Origin of the sequence: Dactylosporangium sp. NPDC050588, assembly GCF_040654975.1 — a bacterium.
Classification (GTDB): domain Bacteria; phylum Actinomycetota; class Actinomycetes; order Mycobacteriales; family Micromonosporaceae; genus Dactylosporangium; species Dactylosporangium maewongense.
On record NZ_JBFAJA010000054.1, the window covers coordinates 23,829 to 38,404 of the forward strand.

Annotated in this window: 16 protein-coding genes and 1 pseudogene; 10 read left to right on the top strand and 7 right to left on the bottom strand. The window is 71.2% G+C overall.

Features of this window, described 5'->3' with window-relative positions; all coding sequences use genetic code 11:
• Nucleotides 1–100 precede the first annotated feature (100 nt).
• The 5 genes and pseudogenes from AB0I21_RS33205 to trxA form a co-directional block, all read right to left on the bottom strand.
• Entirely contained in the window at nt 101–835 is a 735-nt protein-coding gene (locus AB0I21_RS33205) for a hypothetical protein (RefSeq protein ID WP_360567104.1), read from the bottom strand.
• A gap of 10 nt (nt 836–845) precedes the next feature.
• Nucleotides 846–1,388 (bottom strand): potassium channel family protein, encoded by a 543-nt coding sequence (locus tag AB0I21_RS33210; RefSeq protein WP_360567106.1) that lies wholly within the window; start codon nt 1,386–1,388, stop codon nt 846–848.
• Between the two features lie 31 nt (nt 1,389–1,419).
• Nucleotides 1,420–2,130 carry a hypothetical protein gene (locus tag AB0I21_RS33215; protein ID WP_360567108.1) on the bottom strand — a complete coding sequence of 237 codons (711 nt, stop codon included), beginning with the start codon at nt 2,128–2,130 and terminating at the stop codon, nt 1,420–1,422.
• Between the two features lie 45 nt (nt 2,131–2,175).
• On the bottom strand, nt 2,176–5,136 hold the full coding sequence (locus tag AB0I21_RS33220) for an intein-containing Rv2578c family radical SAM protein (protein ID WP_360567109.1): 2,961 nt from the start codon (nt 5,134–5,136) through the stop codon (nt 2,176–2,178).
• Between the two features lie 225 nt (nt 5,137–5,361).
• A pseudogene (trxA, locus tag AB0I21_RS33225) lies at nt 5,362–5,715 on the bottom strand (thioredoxin); the annotation flags it as partial.
• Between the two features lie 124 nt (nt 5,716–5,839).
• Here trxA and AB0I21_RS33230 point away from each other — a divergent pair.
• On the top strand, nt 5,840–6,247 hold the full coding sequence (locus AB0I21_RS33230; RefSeq protein WP_360567111.1) for a DCC1-like thiol-disulfide oxidoreductase family protein: 408 nt from the start codon (nt 5,840–5,842) through the stop codon (nt 6,245–6,247).
• A 113-nt stretch (nt 6,248–6,360) separates the two neighbouring features.
• A complete protein-coding gene (locus tag AB0I21_RS33235; RefSeq protein WP_360567113.1) occupies nt 6,361–6,849 on the top strand; it encodes a hypothetical protein in 489 nt (162 codons plus the stop codon).
• A gap of 109 nt (nt 6,850–6,958) precedes the next feature.
• Here AB0I21_RS33235 and AB0I21_RS33240 read toward each other — a convergent pair whose 3' ends face one another.
• Together AB0I21_RS33240 and AB0I21_RS33245 are read right to left on the bottom strand one after the other, a co-directional pair.
• Nucleotides 6,959–7,717 (bottom strand): DUF695 domain-containing protein, encoded by a 759-nt coding sequence (locus AB0I21_RS33240; protein ID WP_360567114.1) that lies wholly within the window; start codon nt 7,715–7,717, stop codon nt 6,959–6,961.
• 21 nt (nt 7,718–7,738) lie between these two features.
• Nucleotides 7,739–8,233 carry a MaoC family dehydratase gene (locus AB0I21_RS33245; RefSeq protein WP_344512166.1) on the bottom strand — a complete coding sequence of 165 codons (495 nt, stop codon included), beginning with the start codon at nt 8,231–8,233 and terminating at the stop codon, nt 7,739–7,741.
• Between the two features lie 319 nt (nt 8,234–8,552).
• On the opposite strand from AB0I21_RS33245, the gene AB0I21_RS33250 reads away from it, so the two are divergent.
• From AB0I21_RS33250 to AB0I21_RS33285, 8 genes are all read left to right on the top strand, one after another.
• On the top strand, nt 8,553–8,960 hold the full coding sequence (locus tag AB0I21_RS33250) for a hypothetical protein (RefSeq protein ID WP_354901445.1): 408 nt from the start codon (nt 8,553–8,555) through the stop codon (nt 8,958–8,960).
• Nucleotides 8,957–9,907 carry an MFS transporter permease gene (locus AB0I21_RS33255; RefSeq protein WP_360567116.1) on the top strand — a complete coding sequence of 317 codons (951 nt, stop codon included), beginning with the start codon at nt 8,957–8,959 and terminating at the stop codon, nt 9,905–9,907. The genes AB0I21_RS33250 and AB0I21_RS33255 overlap by 4 nt, the downstream gene beginning before the upstream one ends.
• A 166-nt stretch (nt 9,908–10,073) precedes the next feature.
• The gene (locus AB0I21_RS33260) at nt 10,074–10,691 is read left to right on the top strand and encodes an RNA methyltransferase (RefSeq protein ID WP_344512171.1); all 618 of its coding nucleotides are present in this window, start codon (nt 10,074–10,076) and stop codon (nt 10,689–10,691) included.
• 19 nt (nt 10,692–10,710) lie between these two features.
• Entirely contained in the window at nt 10,711–11,391 is a 681-nt protein-coding gene (locus AB0I21_RS33265) for a DUF6758 family protein (RefSeq protein ID WP_360567118.1), read from the top strand.
• A gap of 98 nt (nt 11,392–11,489) precedes the next feature.
• A complete protein-coding gene (locus tag AB0I21_RS33270; RefSeq protein WP_344512265.1) occupies nt 11,490–11,687 on the top strand; it encodes a hypothetical protein in 198 nt (65 codons plus the stop codon).
• A 5-nt stretch (nt 11,688–11,692) separates the two neighbouring features.
• Nucleotides 11,693–12,535, top strand: a complete 843-nt coding sequence (locus AB0I21_RS33275; protein ID WP_344512174.1) for a PH domain-containing protein — start codon at nt 11,693–11,695, stop codon at nt 12,533–12,535.
• Nucleotides 12,536–12,615: 80 nt separating this feature from the next.
• Nucleotides 12,616–13,383: a SigE family RNA polymerase sigma factor gene (locus AB0I21_RS33280; protein WP_344512176.1), complete on the top strand. Its 768-nt coding sequence runs from the start codon at nt 12,616–12,618 to the stop codon at nt 13,381–13,383.
• Nucleotides 13,384–13,385: 2 nt separating this feature from the next.
• Nucleotides 13,386–14,576: a hypothetical protein gene (locus AB0I21_RS33285; protein WP_360567121.1), complete on the top strand. Its 1,191-nt coding sequence runs from the start codon at nt 13,386–13,388 to the stop codon at nt 14,574–14,576.

The following is a 14,576-nucleotide window of genomic DNA, read 5'->3' on the forward strand; positions in this document are numbered from 1 at the left end:
CGCGCGGCGATGCACGCGCGGCGATGGGCGCCGGCCGCCCTGTTCCCGCTGACGGCTCACGCCGCGGCGATGGGGGTCGGCCACGGGCCCTGCCGGCGGCTCACGCCGCGGCGATGGGCGTCGGTCCGCCGGTCAGTCCTGCCGCCAGTCGCGCGTCGAGCAGCAGCGCATGCACCCGCACCGCCTCACCCGGCTCGCCGACGGCCGCCCGGCGCTCCGGATGCGCCACGTAGTAGCCGATCAGGTCCATCAGGAACAGCAGACTGCCGTCCACGTCCTCCGGCCGCACCGTCACCGGCCGCGACCGCCCCGCGACGAGCAGGTCGACCCTGGGCTGCGCCCGGTTGCCGTTGAGCTCGACCCGTTCGATGCTGCTCCAGGTGTACGAGCGGCCGCCGACCTGCACGCCGTCGCCCGTGAGCCGCACCGAGGGCGTGCCGCGCACCAGCCGCAGGAGGCCCCTTGCGCCGGACACGTACATGGCCGTCGCAGCGCCGAGCGCGAGCACGGCGCCGACCGGCCCGACGTCCGCGAGCAGCGCCCAGACGAGCACCACCGACCCGACCGCGAACACCCGCCCGACCCGCGCGCACGCCTCGCGGAACGGCCGGTGGAGCTCCCACCCGGGTCGCGCCGGCGCCTCGTCCCGCCGGCGCAGCTCGTTGACGGCGAAGTTGGTGCCGTGCACGACCGCGTTGGCCAGCACGAACGGCCCCAGCACCGAGCTGCCCTCCGGCCCTGCGAGCGCCAGCAGCGACGCACCCGCGAGCAGCGTCACCCCGGGCGGGACCGCGACCCACAACCAGTTCGACGGATTGCGACGTGGCGCGCTCATGGCCAAAACGCTAGCCACTCCCGTCTCCGCCCGGCATCACCCGATCGGCCTCGCCGCCCGCGCCGGCGCCGGCGTCGCCGATCCTGCGGCGGACCACACCGCCGAGGACGGTGACGGCGGCGCCGACGTAGACGAGGTTGAACAGGATCTGCGCGATGACCACGATCCGGGCCGCCTGCCCCACCGCGTGCACGTCGCCGTAGCCGACCGTCGCGAGCGTCGACAGCGTGAAGTACAGCGCGTCGGTCCTCGTGGCGAGCCCGGTGAACTGCCCCTCGTGGCCGGCGAGCAGCACGTACACCAGCGAGAACGACAACACGGTGACGACCAGCAGATTCACCAGCGCCTCCAGGTGCGCGGCGGTCCGCCCGCCGCTGCGGACCTGCCGGAGCAGCTGCCGCCGGAACACCACGACCAGCACCGCGAGCAGCACCACGGCACCGCCGGCCTGCGCCCAGTCGCCCGCGGTGCGCATCAGGCGCAGCGGGACCAGGTAATACAGGAACCCGGCGGCCGCGACCGTGCACGCGACGCGCCGGACCGGTCTCCGCACAGCTCCACCGTGCCCCACGGCGGCCCTGCGGTCAGGTGACCTGCCGGGTGAGCGCGCCCCGGAGCCGCTCCAGCTCCTCGGGCGTGCCGATCGCCGCGCGCCGCTCAGGCTGCCGGACGTACAGGTCGATGACCCTGGTCAGGAAGTACAGCGACACCTCGAGCGGCACGTCCTCGCCGGGCCGGAACTCCCGCACCCGCCGCCCCCGCACCAGTTCGGGGCTGCCGACCGCCCACGCGCCGGACTCCGACCTGGCGCCCAGGGCGTCCCACGGCACGAACGAGCGCCCCCCGTCGATCGCCAGCCCTTCCGAGGTCAGCACGAGCGGGCCGCTGCGCAGCATCCTGACCGACAACACCAGCAGGAACAGCGTGGTCAGGACGATGATCCCGTACGACATGGCGCGCAGCACCGACAGGTGCCCGACCCGGAACCCGTTGAACGCCATCAGCACCAGCGCCGCGCCCAGCACCCCGTAGAACACGCACTGCCGCCGGAAGTTCGGCTGCACCCTGAACGCCGCCTGCTCCTGCCACACCACGATCGCAAACGTCGACGGCCCTCGCGTCGTGTGCGCCAGGAGAATCAACCCGAACGCGATCCCGATCGTCGCGACGATCAGCAACACCAGGAGCACCGGCACGTACGCGGCCGGGTCGTCTCTGGTCACCACCGGCACCAACACGCCGACCACGAGGGTCGGCGCGAGGAGCACCAGGAAGTCACCGGCACGAGCACGCATACAACCGAGCTTATGCACGCTAGCTGACCGTTTCCTGACCGCCGATCACAGCAACGACAGCTGCTCACCCACCTCCACCACCCCCGCCCGGCCCCCTTCCACGACCGGTGCCGACAACGGCTCGGTGGTGGTCGCCGGCCCGCCGGTGGTCCTGTCCGCCGGGGCTGGGCCGCCCATCGCCGCCGGCTGCCGCGGGGTGCTCCTCACCTGCGCTTCGGCGGAGGTTGAGCTGATGGGCAGCGGCAGCGGCTCAGGGGTGGTCGCAGGCTCGCGTGCAGACCTGCTGCCCGGCGGGCCGGTGGAGGTGTGAGTGAGCGGTGGTGCTGGGTCGCCGGTGGCGCTCGACTGTGGTGTGGCGTTCCTTGCTGGTGAGCCGGTCGAGGTGTGCGTGGGCGGCGGCGGTGGGGCCGTGTCGCCCGCGCCCGGCTGCGGTGTGGCGTTCCTTGCCGGTGAGCCGGTCGAGGTGTGCGTGGGCGGCGGCGGTGGGGCCGTGTCGCCCGCGGTCGGCTGTGGTGTGGCGTTCCTTGCTGCTGAGCCGGTCGAGGTGTGCGTGGGCGGCGGCGGTGGGGCCGTGTCGCCCGTGCCCGGCTGCGGTGTAACGCTCCCTGCCTGCGGGTTGGTGGCTGTCGGGCCGACGGGCAGCGGTAAGGGCGTGGCGGTGGTCACCGCCCGGCCGGTGGGCCTGTTCGGCGGTGCTGGGTCGACCACAGCAGCTGGCTGTGGCGTGGTGCTCTTCACCTGCGTTTCGGCAGCGGTCGGACGGATGGGCAGTGGCAAGGCCACGGTGGTGGTCGCCGACCCGCCGGCGGATCTGTCGGGCGGGGTGCGAGTGGTGGGCCGCGGCGGGGTGGCGGTGGTCGCCCGGCTGCCGGTGAGCTTGTTGGGTGGGGCGGTGGTGGGGCTGGTCGCCGGGCCGCTGGTGGAGCTGTTGGGCGGTGCGCTGGTGGATCTGGGTGCCGGGGCGCCGGCGATGGGCGGGCCGCCGGCCGGCGGGGCGCTGGCGATGGGCGGGGCGCCGGTGATGGTCGAAGCGCCGGTGGTGGTCGGGGGGAAGGGCAGCGGCAAGGTGTCGGCGGGGGGTGGGGACGGGGCGGCGGAAAGCCGGCGGGTGGTGCTGGTGTCGCCGGTGGGCAGGCCGTGACGGCGGCAGGCGAGGCGGACGCGGGCGGCGACCTCGCGCTGGTAGGCCTGGCCGGCGTAGGCGCCGTCGCCGTAGAGCTGGCGGTAGCGGGGGGCGAGGTGGGGGTGCTCGCGGGCGAGCCAGGCCTGGTACCACTCGCGGGCGCCCGGGCGCAGGTGCAGGGCCAGGGGGACGACGCTGGCGGCGCCCGCGGCCGCGAGGGCGGCGACGGTGGTGTCGATCGACTCGGCGGTGTCGGTGAGGCCGGGCAGGATCGGCGCCATGAGGACGCCGACGGCGAAGCCCGCGTCGGCGAGGCGGCGCACCACGTCGAGGCGGCGGCGGGGGCTGGGGGTGCCGGGCTCGACGGAGCGCCACAGCGGCTCGTCGACGAAGCCGATCGACATCGAGACGCCGACGGTCGTCACCTGCGCGGCCTGGGTCAGCAGGTCGAGGTCGCGGGCGATGAGCGTGCCCTTGGTGAGGATGGAGAACGGGTTGGCGTGGTCGCGGAGCGCGGCGAGGATGTCGCGCATCAGCTGGTAGCGGCCCTCGGCGCGCTGGTAACAGTCGACGTTGGAGCCCATCGCCAGGTGCCTGGGGGTCCACGAGGGGGCGGAGAGCTCGCGGCGCAGCACCTCGCCGGCGTTGACCTTGACCACGATCTGCGAGTCGAAGTCGTGGCCGGCGTCGAGGTCGAGATAGGTGTGGGTGTTGCGGGCGAAGCAGTTGTGGCTGACCACGCCGCCCGCGATGAAGTCGCCCGTGCCGGTCGTGATGTCGAACATGGGCACGTCGACGCCGAGCGGTTCGATCGCGGTCACCCGCAGGCTCTCGTCGCCGCGGACGAGCTCGCCGGCGACGGTGCCGGTGGGGGTGGCCGGGGCGAACATCAGCCCGAAGCGCAGCCGCTCCCGCACCCCGCCGAGGATCCTGGTCAGCGTGCCCTCGGTGACAGTGGCGAAGCCGAGGACCGTCAGGCACTCGACGAGCCAGTCGACGACCACCTTGTCGACCAGGTCGAAGGCGGGCAGCTCGCCGGACATGTCGCCGGCGGCGTCGAACAGACCGGCGACGAACCCCTGCCGCCACGCGCGGGTGGGGACCTCGGGCCAGTCGATGACGGCGCTCGTGTCGCGGACGCTGGCGCCGGCGAACTCCCGGTCATCGGCGGCCATCGCGTGCAGCCCGCCGCAGGCGGTCGCGTAGGCCCTGGCCCGGCGCAGCGCGGCGGGCGCGACCGGGCCGACGTGCCCGTCACCGTGGACGAACCCGCACAGGTAGCCCCGCCGGTAACCCGGGGTCACCCGGGGACGCTCGGGGAAGGCGCCGAAGCCGGTGAGCCGGTTGGCGGTGGTCAGGTGCGGCCGGCGGGCGCGGCCGTGCCGGGCGCCGGTGACGTGCTTCCAGCCGCGGTCGGACAGGAACCGGTGGTCGCCGGACGCGACGAGGGTGGTGCCGTCGTGGAGGGTGACGCGGTGCGCGGGCTTGACGGTCGACCAGTGCGCGAGGACCTTCGTCGTGACATAGCGTCGCAACCGTCCGTCACGGACCGTGCCGATGATGTCGTCGCCGGGGCGCAGGTCGGCGAGTGGCCGGGTGGTGCCGTCGGCCATGAGGATCGCGGTGTCGCCGGCGAGGCAGTAGACACACGCGTGCGAGCACCCGCGGTAGGGGTTGATCGTCCACTCGAACGGCACACGTGACTGGCCCGGCACCCGGTTGATCAGGGACTTTGCCTGCACCTCATAGAACGTGACACCGCGGAACTCGGGGGTGTCGAAGGTGCGGGCGACGGCCCCGGGCAGTGCGAGCGGAAGCGCTCGCACTGGCCCGGCGTCACCGGTGCCGGGACCGCCAGTCGCCTTCAGGTTGTCCCATCGCACACGCCAATTCGAACACGTGTACGAACGAATCGCAAGCTACGCCTCGACGGATTCGCCCACAGCGTTCTCGCGCTCCGTGACGCCCGCGGGCTTGGCCTCAGGCTCCTTCGCGGTCTCCGCCTCGGCGGTCTCGGTCTTGCTCGTGTCGGCCTTCGCCGCCTCGGTCTTGCTCGTCTCGGCCTTGGCCGCCGGCGCCGCCTTGGCGGGCGCGTCGTGCTTGGCGGCGTGCTCGGCGATCTGCGCCCGCACCTCGTCCATGTCGAGGTCGCGGACCTGCTGGATCAGCGACTCGAGCTGCTGCTCGCGCAGCATGCCCGGCTGGGAGAACACCGCGACGCCGTCACGCACGATCATCAGCGTGGGGATGGAGCGGATCTGGAACTCCATCGCGAGCTCCTGCTGCGCCTCCGTGTCCACCTTGCCGAAGATCAGGTCCGGGTTGTTCTCCGAGACCTTTTCGAACGTGGGGGCGAAGGCACGACACGGCCCGCACCACTCGGCCCAGAAGTCGACGAGGGTGATGCCCTCGCCGCCGACCTTCTCGGCGAAGTTTTCGGCGGTCAGTTCAACGGTTGCCATGTCTGTCCGATCCTTTCGGGCGGTCGGGTACGCACCGTCATAACCACGTACCCCTTACGGGCATTCCCAACCGGTGGCAGGGCTCACGATGGCGTGGGCCGGCGCGTGATCCATGATGGAGGACATGGATCGGCCGACGTTCGTCTTCGACGGTGACTGCGCGTTCTGCTCATCATGCGCCCGGTTCATCGAGCGGCGTATCAGGCCGGCCGCGCATGTCGTGGCGTGGCAGTTCGCCGACCTCGACGAGCTCGGCGTCACCGAGGACGAGGCGGGCGCCGCCGTGCAGTGGGTGACCGCCGGTCGCGCGCCCACCGCGGGCCCGGTCGCGATCGCCGACATGCTGCGCTCGGTGCCCGGAGCGGCCGGGCGGTTCCTGTGGCGCCCGCTGGGCGCACTGTTGGGGTTGCGGCTCGTTTCGGCGTTGGCGTGGCCGGTGTACCGGTGGGTCGCCCGCAACCGGCACCGCATGCCCGGCGGGACCGCCGCCTGCGCGCTGCCGCCGAACCACCCCGCCCGAGCGGGACGCTGACCCGGGAGCCCACCTCACGGCTGAGCCGGGAGCGCGGCGGGTAAGGGGGCAAACCCGGAGATTTGCGGCTGAGCCGGGCTTTTCGGCATACGCTCGCGAGTGGGAGGTACGCCATGTCGAGCCAGCCCACACCGAGCCAGCCCAGCGCCGGGGTCGATCTGCCGCTGCACAGGCACGAGTGGGACCGGCTCGTCCGGCTGCCCCGCCACGTCCTCGTCGTCGCCAGCGCCGGGGACGACAATGTCGACGCCGTCGCCGGGGTCGAGGCCATCGCGGCGGGCCAGCGCTCCCGGGCGCTGCTCGTCCGGGGCGTCGTGGCGGCGATCTTCGCCGAGCACGAGCAGGTCACGGGCACCGAGCCGCTGGACCGCGAGGGTGTCCTCGCGGAGTGTGGCGCGGCCGTGCGGATGCTGGCCGCCCGGCTGGGCGCGGACGTCGCGCTCGCCTACGGCGAGTGGCTGATGGACGTCGCGGCCAGCGTCGGCCGCACCGCGTGGCGGCCCGGCGTGATCCGGCTCGGCGGGGTGGAGATCCTGCTCGCCGAGCGGGAGTTCGTCAACGAGATCGGCAGGGAATTGGCGCTGGCTCTGCACCGCCAGTAGAGGACGCGTCGGCGGTCGCCGGTCGGGTGGGCTGGGCAAACCTTCTCATCCGGCTGGCCTCCAACACACCCGGCCGCCGTACAGAAGCCGCAAACGCACACAAGAGCGGTCAGGCCTGCACCATGCAGCCCCAGCCGTCATAGGCGCCGTCGTGGCGCTCGACGACGCCGCGCACCTCCCAGGTGACCTCGTGCAGCGCCGGCGGCTCGACCGCGTCCCGCCGGATCGCCTGCAGCACGAAATCGGCCTCGTCGCCGCGCTCGACGGTCACCGCGAACCCGAGGTCGCGCAGCTCCTGCGCGGCCGCCTCGGCGCGGTCGGTGTCGGGGAAGTACGCGAGGAACTCGACCGGCCGCGGCTGGCTGAGCCGGTCGCCGTGGCCCTCCAGTTCCTGGACGACCTGGTTGTCCTCCATGATGTTGCGCTGCCAGCCGTTGGGGGTGAGCTCCTCGCGGACCCTGCTCCAGCCCGGGTCCGGCTCGAGCCTGCCGGTGGCGGACAGCTCGGGGATGTCCGGCAGCGCCGGCGCGGCCGCGCCTTCGGGCAGGTAGCCGGTGATGCGCCCGGTGTTGGCGGTCACCACCCGGCCGACCATCGCCCCGCGGGCGCCGCGCAGCGCCTGCCGCACGGCCTCGTCGAGCGCGTGGATGGCGCCCAGCTCGGACTCGGCGGGCATGCCGCTGGCGCCGTCACCGGTGTAGGTGAACTCGACGTCGAAGCGCTGCGGCAGCCGCGCCACGGGAGCCGCCTCGACGGCGCCGAGGTCGATGTTGTACATCGCCAGCCCGGCGCCGATCTCGCCGGGATACACGGCCCAGCGCTCGACCCATGCCGGCTCGCGCCCCAGCAGCCTGCGCAGCAACCCCACTGCCGTCCTCCTAAACGAGCGTCATTCGCGCGGCTCCGGGAAGCTCGGCATCTCCGGCCCCGCGTGGGACTTCTTCGGCACCATGACCTTGCGCCGGAAGACGCAGATCAGCGTGCCGTCCTGCTTGTAGCCCTTGGTCTGCACCGTGACCACGCCGCGGTCGTCCTTGGACTCCGACTCGCGCTTGTCGAGCACCGTGGTCTCGCCGTAGATGGTGTCACCGTGGAAGGTCGGCGCGGTATGCCGCAGGGACTCGACCTCGAGATTGGCGATCGCCTTACCGGACACGTCGGGCACCGACATGCCGAGCAGAATCGAATAGACGTAGTTGCCGACGACGACGTTGCGCTGGAAATGCGTCGACGTCTCCGCGTAGTGGACGTCGAGGTGCAGCGGATGATGGTTCATCGTCAGCAGGCAGAACAGGTGGTCGTCCGACTCGGTGACCGTCTTGCCGGGCCAGTGCCGGTAGACGGCGCCGACCTCGAACTCCTCGAAATACCGGCCGAACTGCATCAGCGACTCCCTCGTCGTTGTGGGGTCTGCAAGCATGCCGGGTACGGACGGGAAATTCAGCCGAGTGTGACAAAAACGCAGTGAGCGGCGGGGCCCTCCCTGGCGCCCGCCGCCCACGCTGTGTGATCAGTATCTTGGTCGCGAAGGCCACGCTCCGTATAGAGACGCAGATCACAGTTATAGAAATGAGACGAAAATTGAGCGCAAGCACTACGGACTGTGCCGATGGTCTCACTACACAGCGTAGTGGGCGTCTGGAGTGCGAGACGGCGGACGGTAAAGTCTGGCGCCGATGGAACGGTTGAGCACGCGGGGGCGCGTGACGCGGGTGGCGGTCACGCTGGTGGTCGTCGTGCTGACCTTCGCCGGCACGCTCGTCGGCAACGACTTCTGGTTCCCGTTCGCGCCGTTCCAGATGTTCGCGATCGCCGACAAGCCCAATGAGCCGGTCCTGGTGCTGCGCACCGACGGGGTCGACACCACCGGCAAGCGGATCGTGCTCGACGAGCGCAACGCCGGGGTGCGCCGGGCCGAGATCGAGGCGCAGATCGACCGGTTCAAGGCGGACCCCAGCCTGCTGCGCTCGGTCCAGGACGCCTACGCCGCCCGCAACCCGGGCAAGCCGCCCCTCGTGGAGGTCGACATCGTCGAGGTCCAGCACCACCTGCGCAACGCGCAGCCGACCGGCGTGATCACCGAGGTCGTGCTCGCCAGGTGGAAATCATGAGCCACAAGGCCGTGACCAAGCTGCGCGACTGGCTCTTCGAGCCGGTGCCGAAGGGGCGCATCGCCGCTTTCCGCACCCTGGTCTACGTCTTCGTCGCCCTCGACGTGGTCTTCTTCAGCGCCTGGATCAAGAGCCACGGCGACCTGCCCGGCAACCTGTACCAGCCGCTCGTCGTCGGCGAGGTGCTGCCGCTGCCCACGCCCACCCCGCTGGTCGTCGGCACGATCTACTGGGCGCTGATCCCGTTGAGCCTCGCCGCCGCGACCGGCCGCGCGCACCGGCTCCTCGGCTGGAGCGTGTTCGTCCTGTACCTCGAGTACATGATCGTCGCGATGAGCTACGGCAAGATCGACCACGACAGATTCGGCCTGCTGGTCGCGCTCGCCGTGCTGCCGGCCGCGGGCCGCGCCAGGCACGGCGACAAGGAGCTCACCGAGGCCGGCGGCTGGGCGCTGCGGCTCACCCAGATCGGCGTCGTCTGCACGTACTTCCTGTCCTCGCTCGCCAAGCTGCGCTTCGGCGGGCTGGAATGGTTGACCGGCGCCACCCTGACCAGGGCGTTCATCCGCCGCGGCACCGTGCTCGCGCACTGGCTGCTCGGCATCCCCGGCTTCACCACGGCCAGCCAGATCGGCATCGTGGGCTTCGAGCTGCTCAGCCCACTGGTGTTCGTGGTGAAGCCGAAGGTGCGCGCCGCGGTCGTCGCCGGCTTCTACGCCTTCCACCTCGTGACCTTCTGCCTGATCACGATCTCGTTCGTCCCGCACCAGGTGGCGATGGCGTGCTTCCTGCCCCTGGAGAAGGTCACGCCGGTGCGCTGGACCCGCCGGCTGCTGCTGCGGCCGAAGCCGGACGGCTCAGCCGAACAGGCTCGCGAAGAAGTCACCGAAGCCGCCGGCGATGTCCATCAGGGCGCCGCCGATGGACTTGACCACCTCGGCCGCTGACTGCGGCCGATACGCGACGAAGAAGATGAGGAAGGCAATGCCTCCCCAGGTGAGGACCTTCTTGACCATTTTCGGCAATCCCCTCCGGGTCTGCGATTGCAAGGAACGTAGCGTATCGGGTGAGCGCCACAGGGTGAATGAGTGTCGGCCCGGGGATTCACGGTAGATGCACAACGACGACGACATCGGCGTGGGGCCGTGGGACGGCGACTGGCCGGCCGGTCCCCACTACGACCCTGAGCTGCTCGCGGCCGGTGACCGGCGCAATGTCGTGGACCGCTACCGGTACTGGCGGCTCGACGCGATCGTCGCCGACCTCGACCGCCGCCGGCACACGTTCCACGTCGCCATCGAGAACTGGCAGCACGACCTCAACATCGGCACGGTCGTGCGCAACGCCAACGCGTTCCTCGCCGCCGAGGTGCACATCGTGGGCCGCCGCCGGTGGAACAAGCGCGGCGCGATGGTCACTGACCGCTATCAACATGTCCGGCACCATCCGACGGTCGAGGAGTTCCTTGACTGGGCGGTCGCGCAGGACCTGCCGGTGATCGGGATCGACAACCTGCCGGGCGCGCTGCCGCTGGAGCGGGCCGAGCTGCCCCGCCGGTGCGTGCTGCTGTTCGGTCAGGAGGGCCCTGGCCTCTCGGAACCTGCCCGGAAGGCATGTGCTGCCGTGTATTCCATCGCGCAGTACGGCTCGACCCGGTCGATCAACGCCGGAGTCGCCAGCGGGATCGCGATGCACACCTGGATCCGGGCGTACGGCGACAACAGCCCATAGGACCCATTACCGTGGGTACATGGGCGTCGCAGTCAGCTGTCCCCGTTGTGGCGGCCCGGTGCGGTCACCGGACCTCATGCACTCCGAGTGGAGGTGCGATGAGGACGGCGAAGTGCTGCCGCTGCACGTCGCGCAGCACATCGGACCGGAGATCGTCGAGGCGGCGAAGGCCAGGCTGATCGCCGCGGCGCAGCGCGCCGGTGAGCGGCGGCCCACCCCGTTGTGGTGCCCGTGGCCGCTGCCGACCGGCTGGACCGTGACCGGCGTCGGCTGGGTCGGCGACGAGCGCTCCGGCGTGCGCGCCACGGCCGTCGCGTGCAGCGGCCCCGGTCCGGTCGAGCACGGGCCCGCCGACTGCGTGATCATCGCGGAGGAGCCCGGCATCGGCCTGGGCACCCGCTTCGCCGGCATCCCCGGCACCGACCCCGGCCCGTTCTTCGACGGCGACATCGCCACCACCACCGCGCACGCCAAGGTCCGCGCCGCCGGCTGGCCGACGCCGCTGTGGATGGCGAAGTCGCCCGAGGACCGCTGCGCCTACGTCGGTGAGGCGATGGGCGTGTGGCTCTACGTCGTCACGTGGCCGGCCGCCGCGGGCTACCTCCTGGAGGAGGAGCTCGACCTGCACGATCTCGCCGACGATGTGCCAACCCATCTCGTCTACGGCGCGCCGTCGCCGTATCTTCACGGCAAGGCGTAGAAGTTCACGACTAGGATCGACCCTTAGTCGATGGGGTCGATGTCGGCGCGCCATACATTCACCGTGTGCCGCGCAACTGATACGCTGAGTTCGCCGCGGTGCACGTGCACGACGCCGTGGGGAGGGGATTGACGGCAATGGTCAAAAAGGTCCTCACCTGGGGAAGCATTGCTTTCCTCATCTTCTTTGTGGCATATCGGCCGCAGTCGGCGGCCGAGGTCTTCAAGTCCATCGGCGGCGGCATCATGGACATCGCCACCGGTTTCGGGGACTTCTTCTCCAGTCTGGTCGCCTGACTGCGATGTCAACCGGGCCTGAGCCTTCCGCCGAAGAACCGGGTGCACGTCGCTGGGAAGATCGCGACACCGAGCCGATCCCGCGGGCCCGGCCCGCGAATCCCGGCCCCGCCGACTATGCCGACCACGACCCCTACAGCGACGGCGCCCAGTCGGCCACCCTCGGCGGTTACGACCGCGGCGACTATTACGTCGAGGAAGGCCCGCCGACCTTCACCGAGGACGAGTTCTCCGGCCTGCGCGGCGGCGGTGGCGACGCCGGCCCTTCCGTGCCGCCCGGCAGCCGCATGGCGCCCCTCGACGAAGAGGCCAGCCGGCACGCGGCCCGCTATCTCTTCCCGACCGAGAAGTTCCGCGGCGAGTGGAAGCGGCACTGGATCCAGCTCGCCAAGGAGGGCGGGATCGCCGTGGCCGCCACGATCGCGATGGGCTACATCGCGGGCTGGCTGACCAAGCACAACCAGACGCAGTTGCGCACCGTCGTCCTGGTCATCTGGGCCGTCGTGATCCTCTACTGCGCGTGGCGGGTCGCTGACTGGTGGTATGACCGATTCATCCTCACCAACAAACGGGTGATGGTGGTCTCCGGGATCTTCACCCGCAATGTCGCCATGATGCCGCTGCTGCGGGTCACCGACATGAAATACGTGCAGTCGCTGACCGGCCGCATGTTCGGCTACGGGCACTTCGAGCTGGAGTCCGCCGGTCAGGACCAGGCGCTGCGAAACATCCGCAACCTGCCCAACCCGAATGAGCTCTACCTGCGCATCGTCGAGGAGATGTACGAGCCGGAGGCCGTCGAGGCCCGCCTGGGCCGTGCCGCCGGCGTCGAGGACGACGGAACCTAGAAACTTTTTCTCCGGGGTTGCAACCGTGCCGCCCCTCCATCGCGTCTTGCCTGGTGGGCGGAGCGGGGGAGGGAGCGGCGGTGCCGGACGAGGCGGGGTTCCGTGAGGAAGACTTCCGTGATTTCGTCGAGACCAGGTCCAGTGCGCTGCTGCGCACCGCGTACCTGCTCGCCGGGGACTGGGCGACCGCCGAGGACCTGCTGCAGATCGCATTGACCAAGACCTACCTGGCGTGGAAGCGACTCGGCCACATCGAGGCCGTCGAGCCCTACGCCCGCCGGGTCCTGGTCAACACCTCCACGAGCTGGTGGCGGCGCCGGTGGCACGGCGAACGCCCCACCGAGATCCTGCCGGAGTCCGTCGCCGCGGACCGGGTCGAGGAGAGCCTGGAGCGTGACGCCCTGTGGCGGCACGTCCGGGAGCTGCCGAACCGGCAGCGCGCCGTGCTGGTCCTGCGCTTCTACGAGGACCAGTCGGAGGCGGAGACGGCCCGCCTGCTCGGCGTGTCGGTCGGCACGGTGAAGAGCCAGGCGTCCCGGGCGCTCGCCACGCTGCGCCAGCGGCTCAGCGCGGAGGGCATCGAGCCCGCCGCAAGGCCGGCGAGACCGCCGACGGTGCGGCTCAGGCCGGCGACGCCCGCCACGGCGAACGCGGCGGTGTCCGCGACGGCAAGATCCACGGCGAACGCCAAGATGTCCGCCCTGACCGCGAACGTGGCGAAAACCGCACAGGCAGAGAAAGACGTGCCGAAGGAGCAGCCCGCACCCGAAGACGAGTGCGACATGTCCGGACGCGAGGCCGTTCTGGTGGAGACCTCCGGGCCGGTGGAAGTGGGACTGGTGACGTGACCATGATCGAAGATGCGCTTCGCGAGGCGTTCAAGGCGAAGGCGGGCACCGCGCCGCCGACGTCGCTGAACGGCATCGCCGACGTCGCCATCCGCAACGCCGGGCGGGTCCGCCGGCGCCGGCGCGTCGCCGCGTCCGGGTTCGCCGCGTTCGTCGTCATGGCGGTCGCCGCCATCGCCACGTTCCACGTGGTCGGCCAGGGCTCGCCCTCGGCGCCGGTCGCGCAGGGCGACCACGACCCGCAGAGCTCGCAGCCGCAGCCCCCCCTCACCACGCAGACCGCGCCGCCGGCCGTGGGCAAGGAGGTCCCCGCGATCGACGGGGACGCGCAGCCGTCCACCACGGTGCGGCTCAAGCTGCCCGACAACGGCACCGTCGCCGCCGCGTACAAGGCGAAGGACGGCTACCTGGTCGTCAACACCGAGGCCGACGGCGACAAGCAGCTGGTGCTCCAGGACGACCACGACAAGCAGCAGGTCCTGGTGAAGAAGGCGTCGAACATCGCCGTCGCGAAGGGCGGCGACAAGGTCGCGTGGGCGCAGGAGGGCAAGGTCACCGTCGCCACGCGCACCACCACTGACGACAAGAGCAAGAAGCAGCAGCTGACCGGGCAGGTGACGGCGGACGTGCCGGAGACCGCGGTCGCGGTCGGGTTCGTCGGCTCCGACCTGCTCCTCGGCCGCGAGGAGGGCGCCGGCTACGACGTCTGGTTCTCGGGCCGCGACTACACCCAGTCGTGGGACGCCAACGTCGTGCGGATCTTCGGCGTCGACCCCGGGACGAAGAGCGTCTACGCCGAGGTGAAGCCCGGCGACAAGGACGAGCGCATGTGCCTGGCGATGCTGACCCTGGACCAGCCGTTCAGGGTCGCGCAGCGGCGGTGCGGGCTGCCGGTGGCGGCGAAGGCCGGCGGCCGGGTCTCCCCGGACGGGCACTGGCTCGCGTACCCGGTCGACGGCCTCAAGCAGGTCGCGATGCTGGACCTGACGAAGGTCTTCGACGCGGCGACGGTGGCGGCAGCGGTGAAGACCTGGACCCTGCCCGTCACCACGAAGACGGTGTGGATGAACGCCACGACGTTCGTGGTCGACAGCGGGGGCAAGTTCCGCGTGATCACCCCGACCGGGGCGGCCGGCTTCTCCGAGCCGCTCAACGTCGAAAGCGACGGCGTCGTGCTGATCGAACTGCTCTAA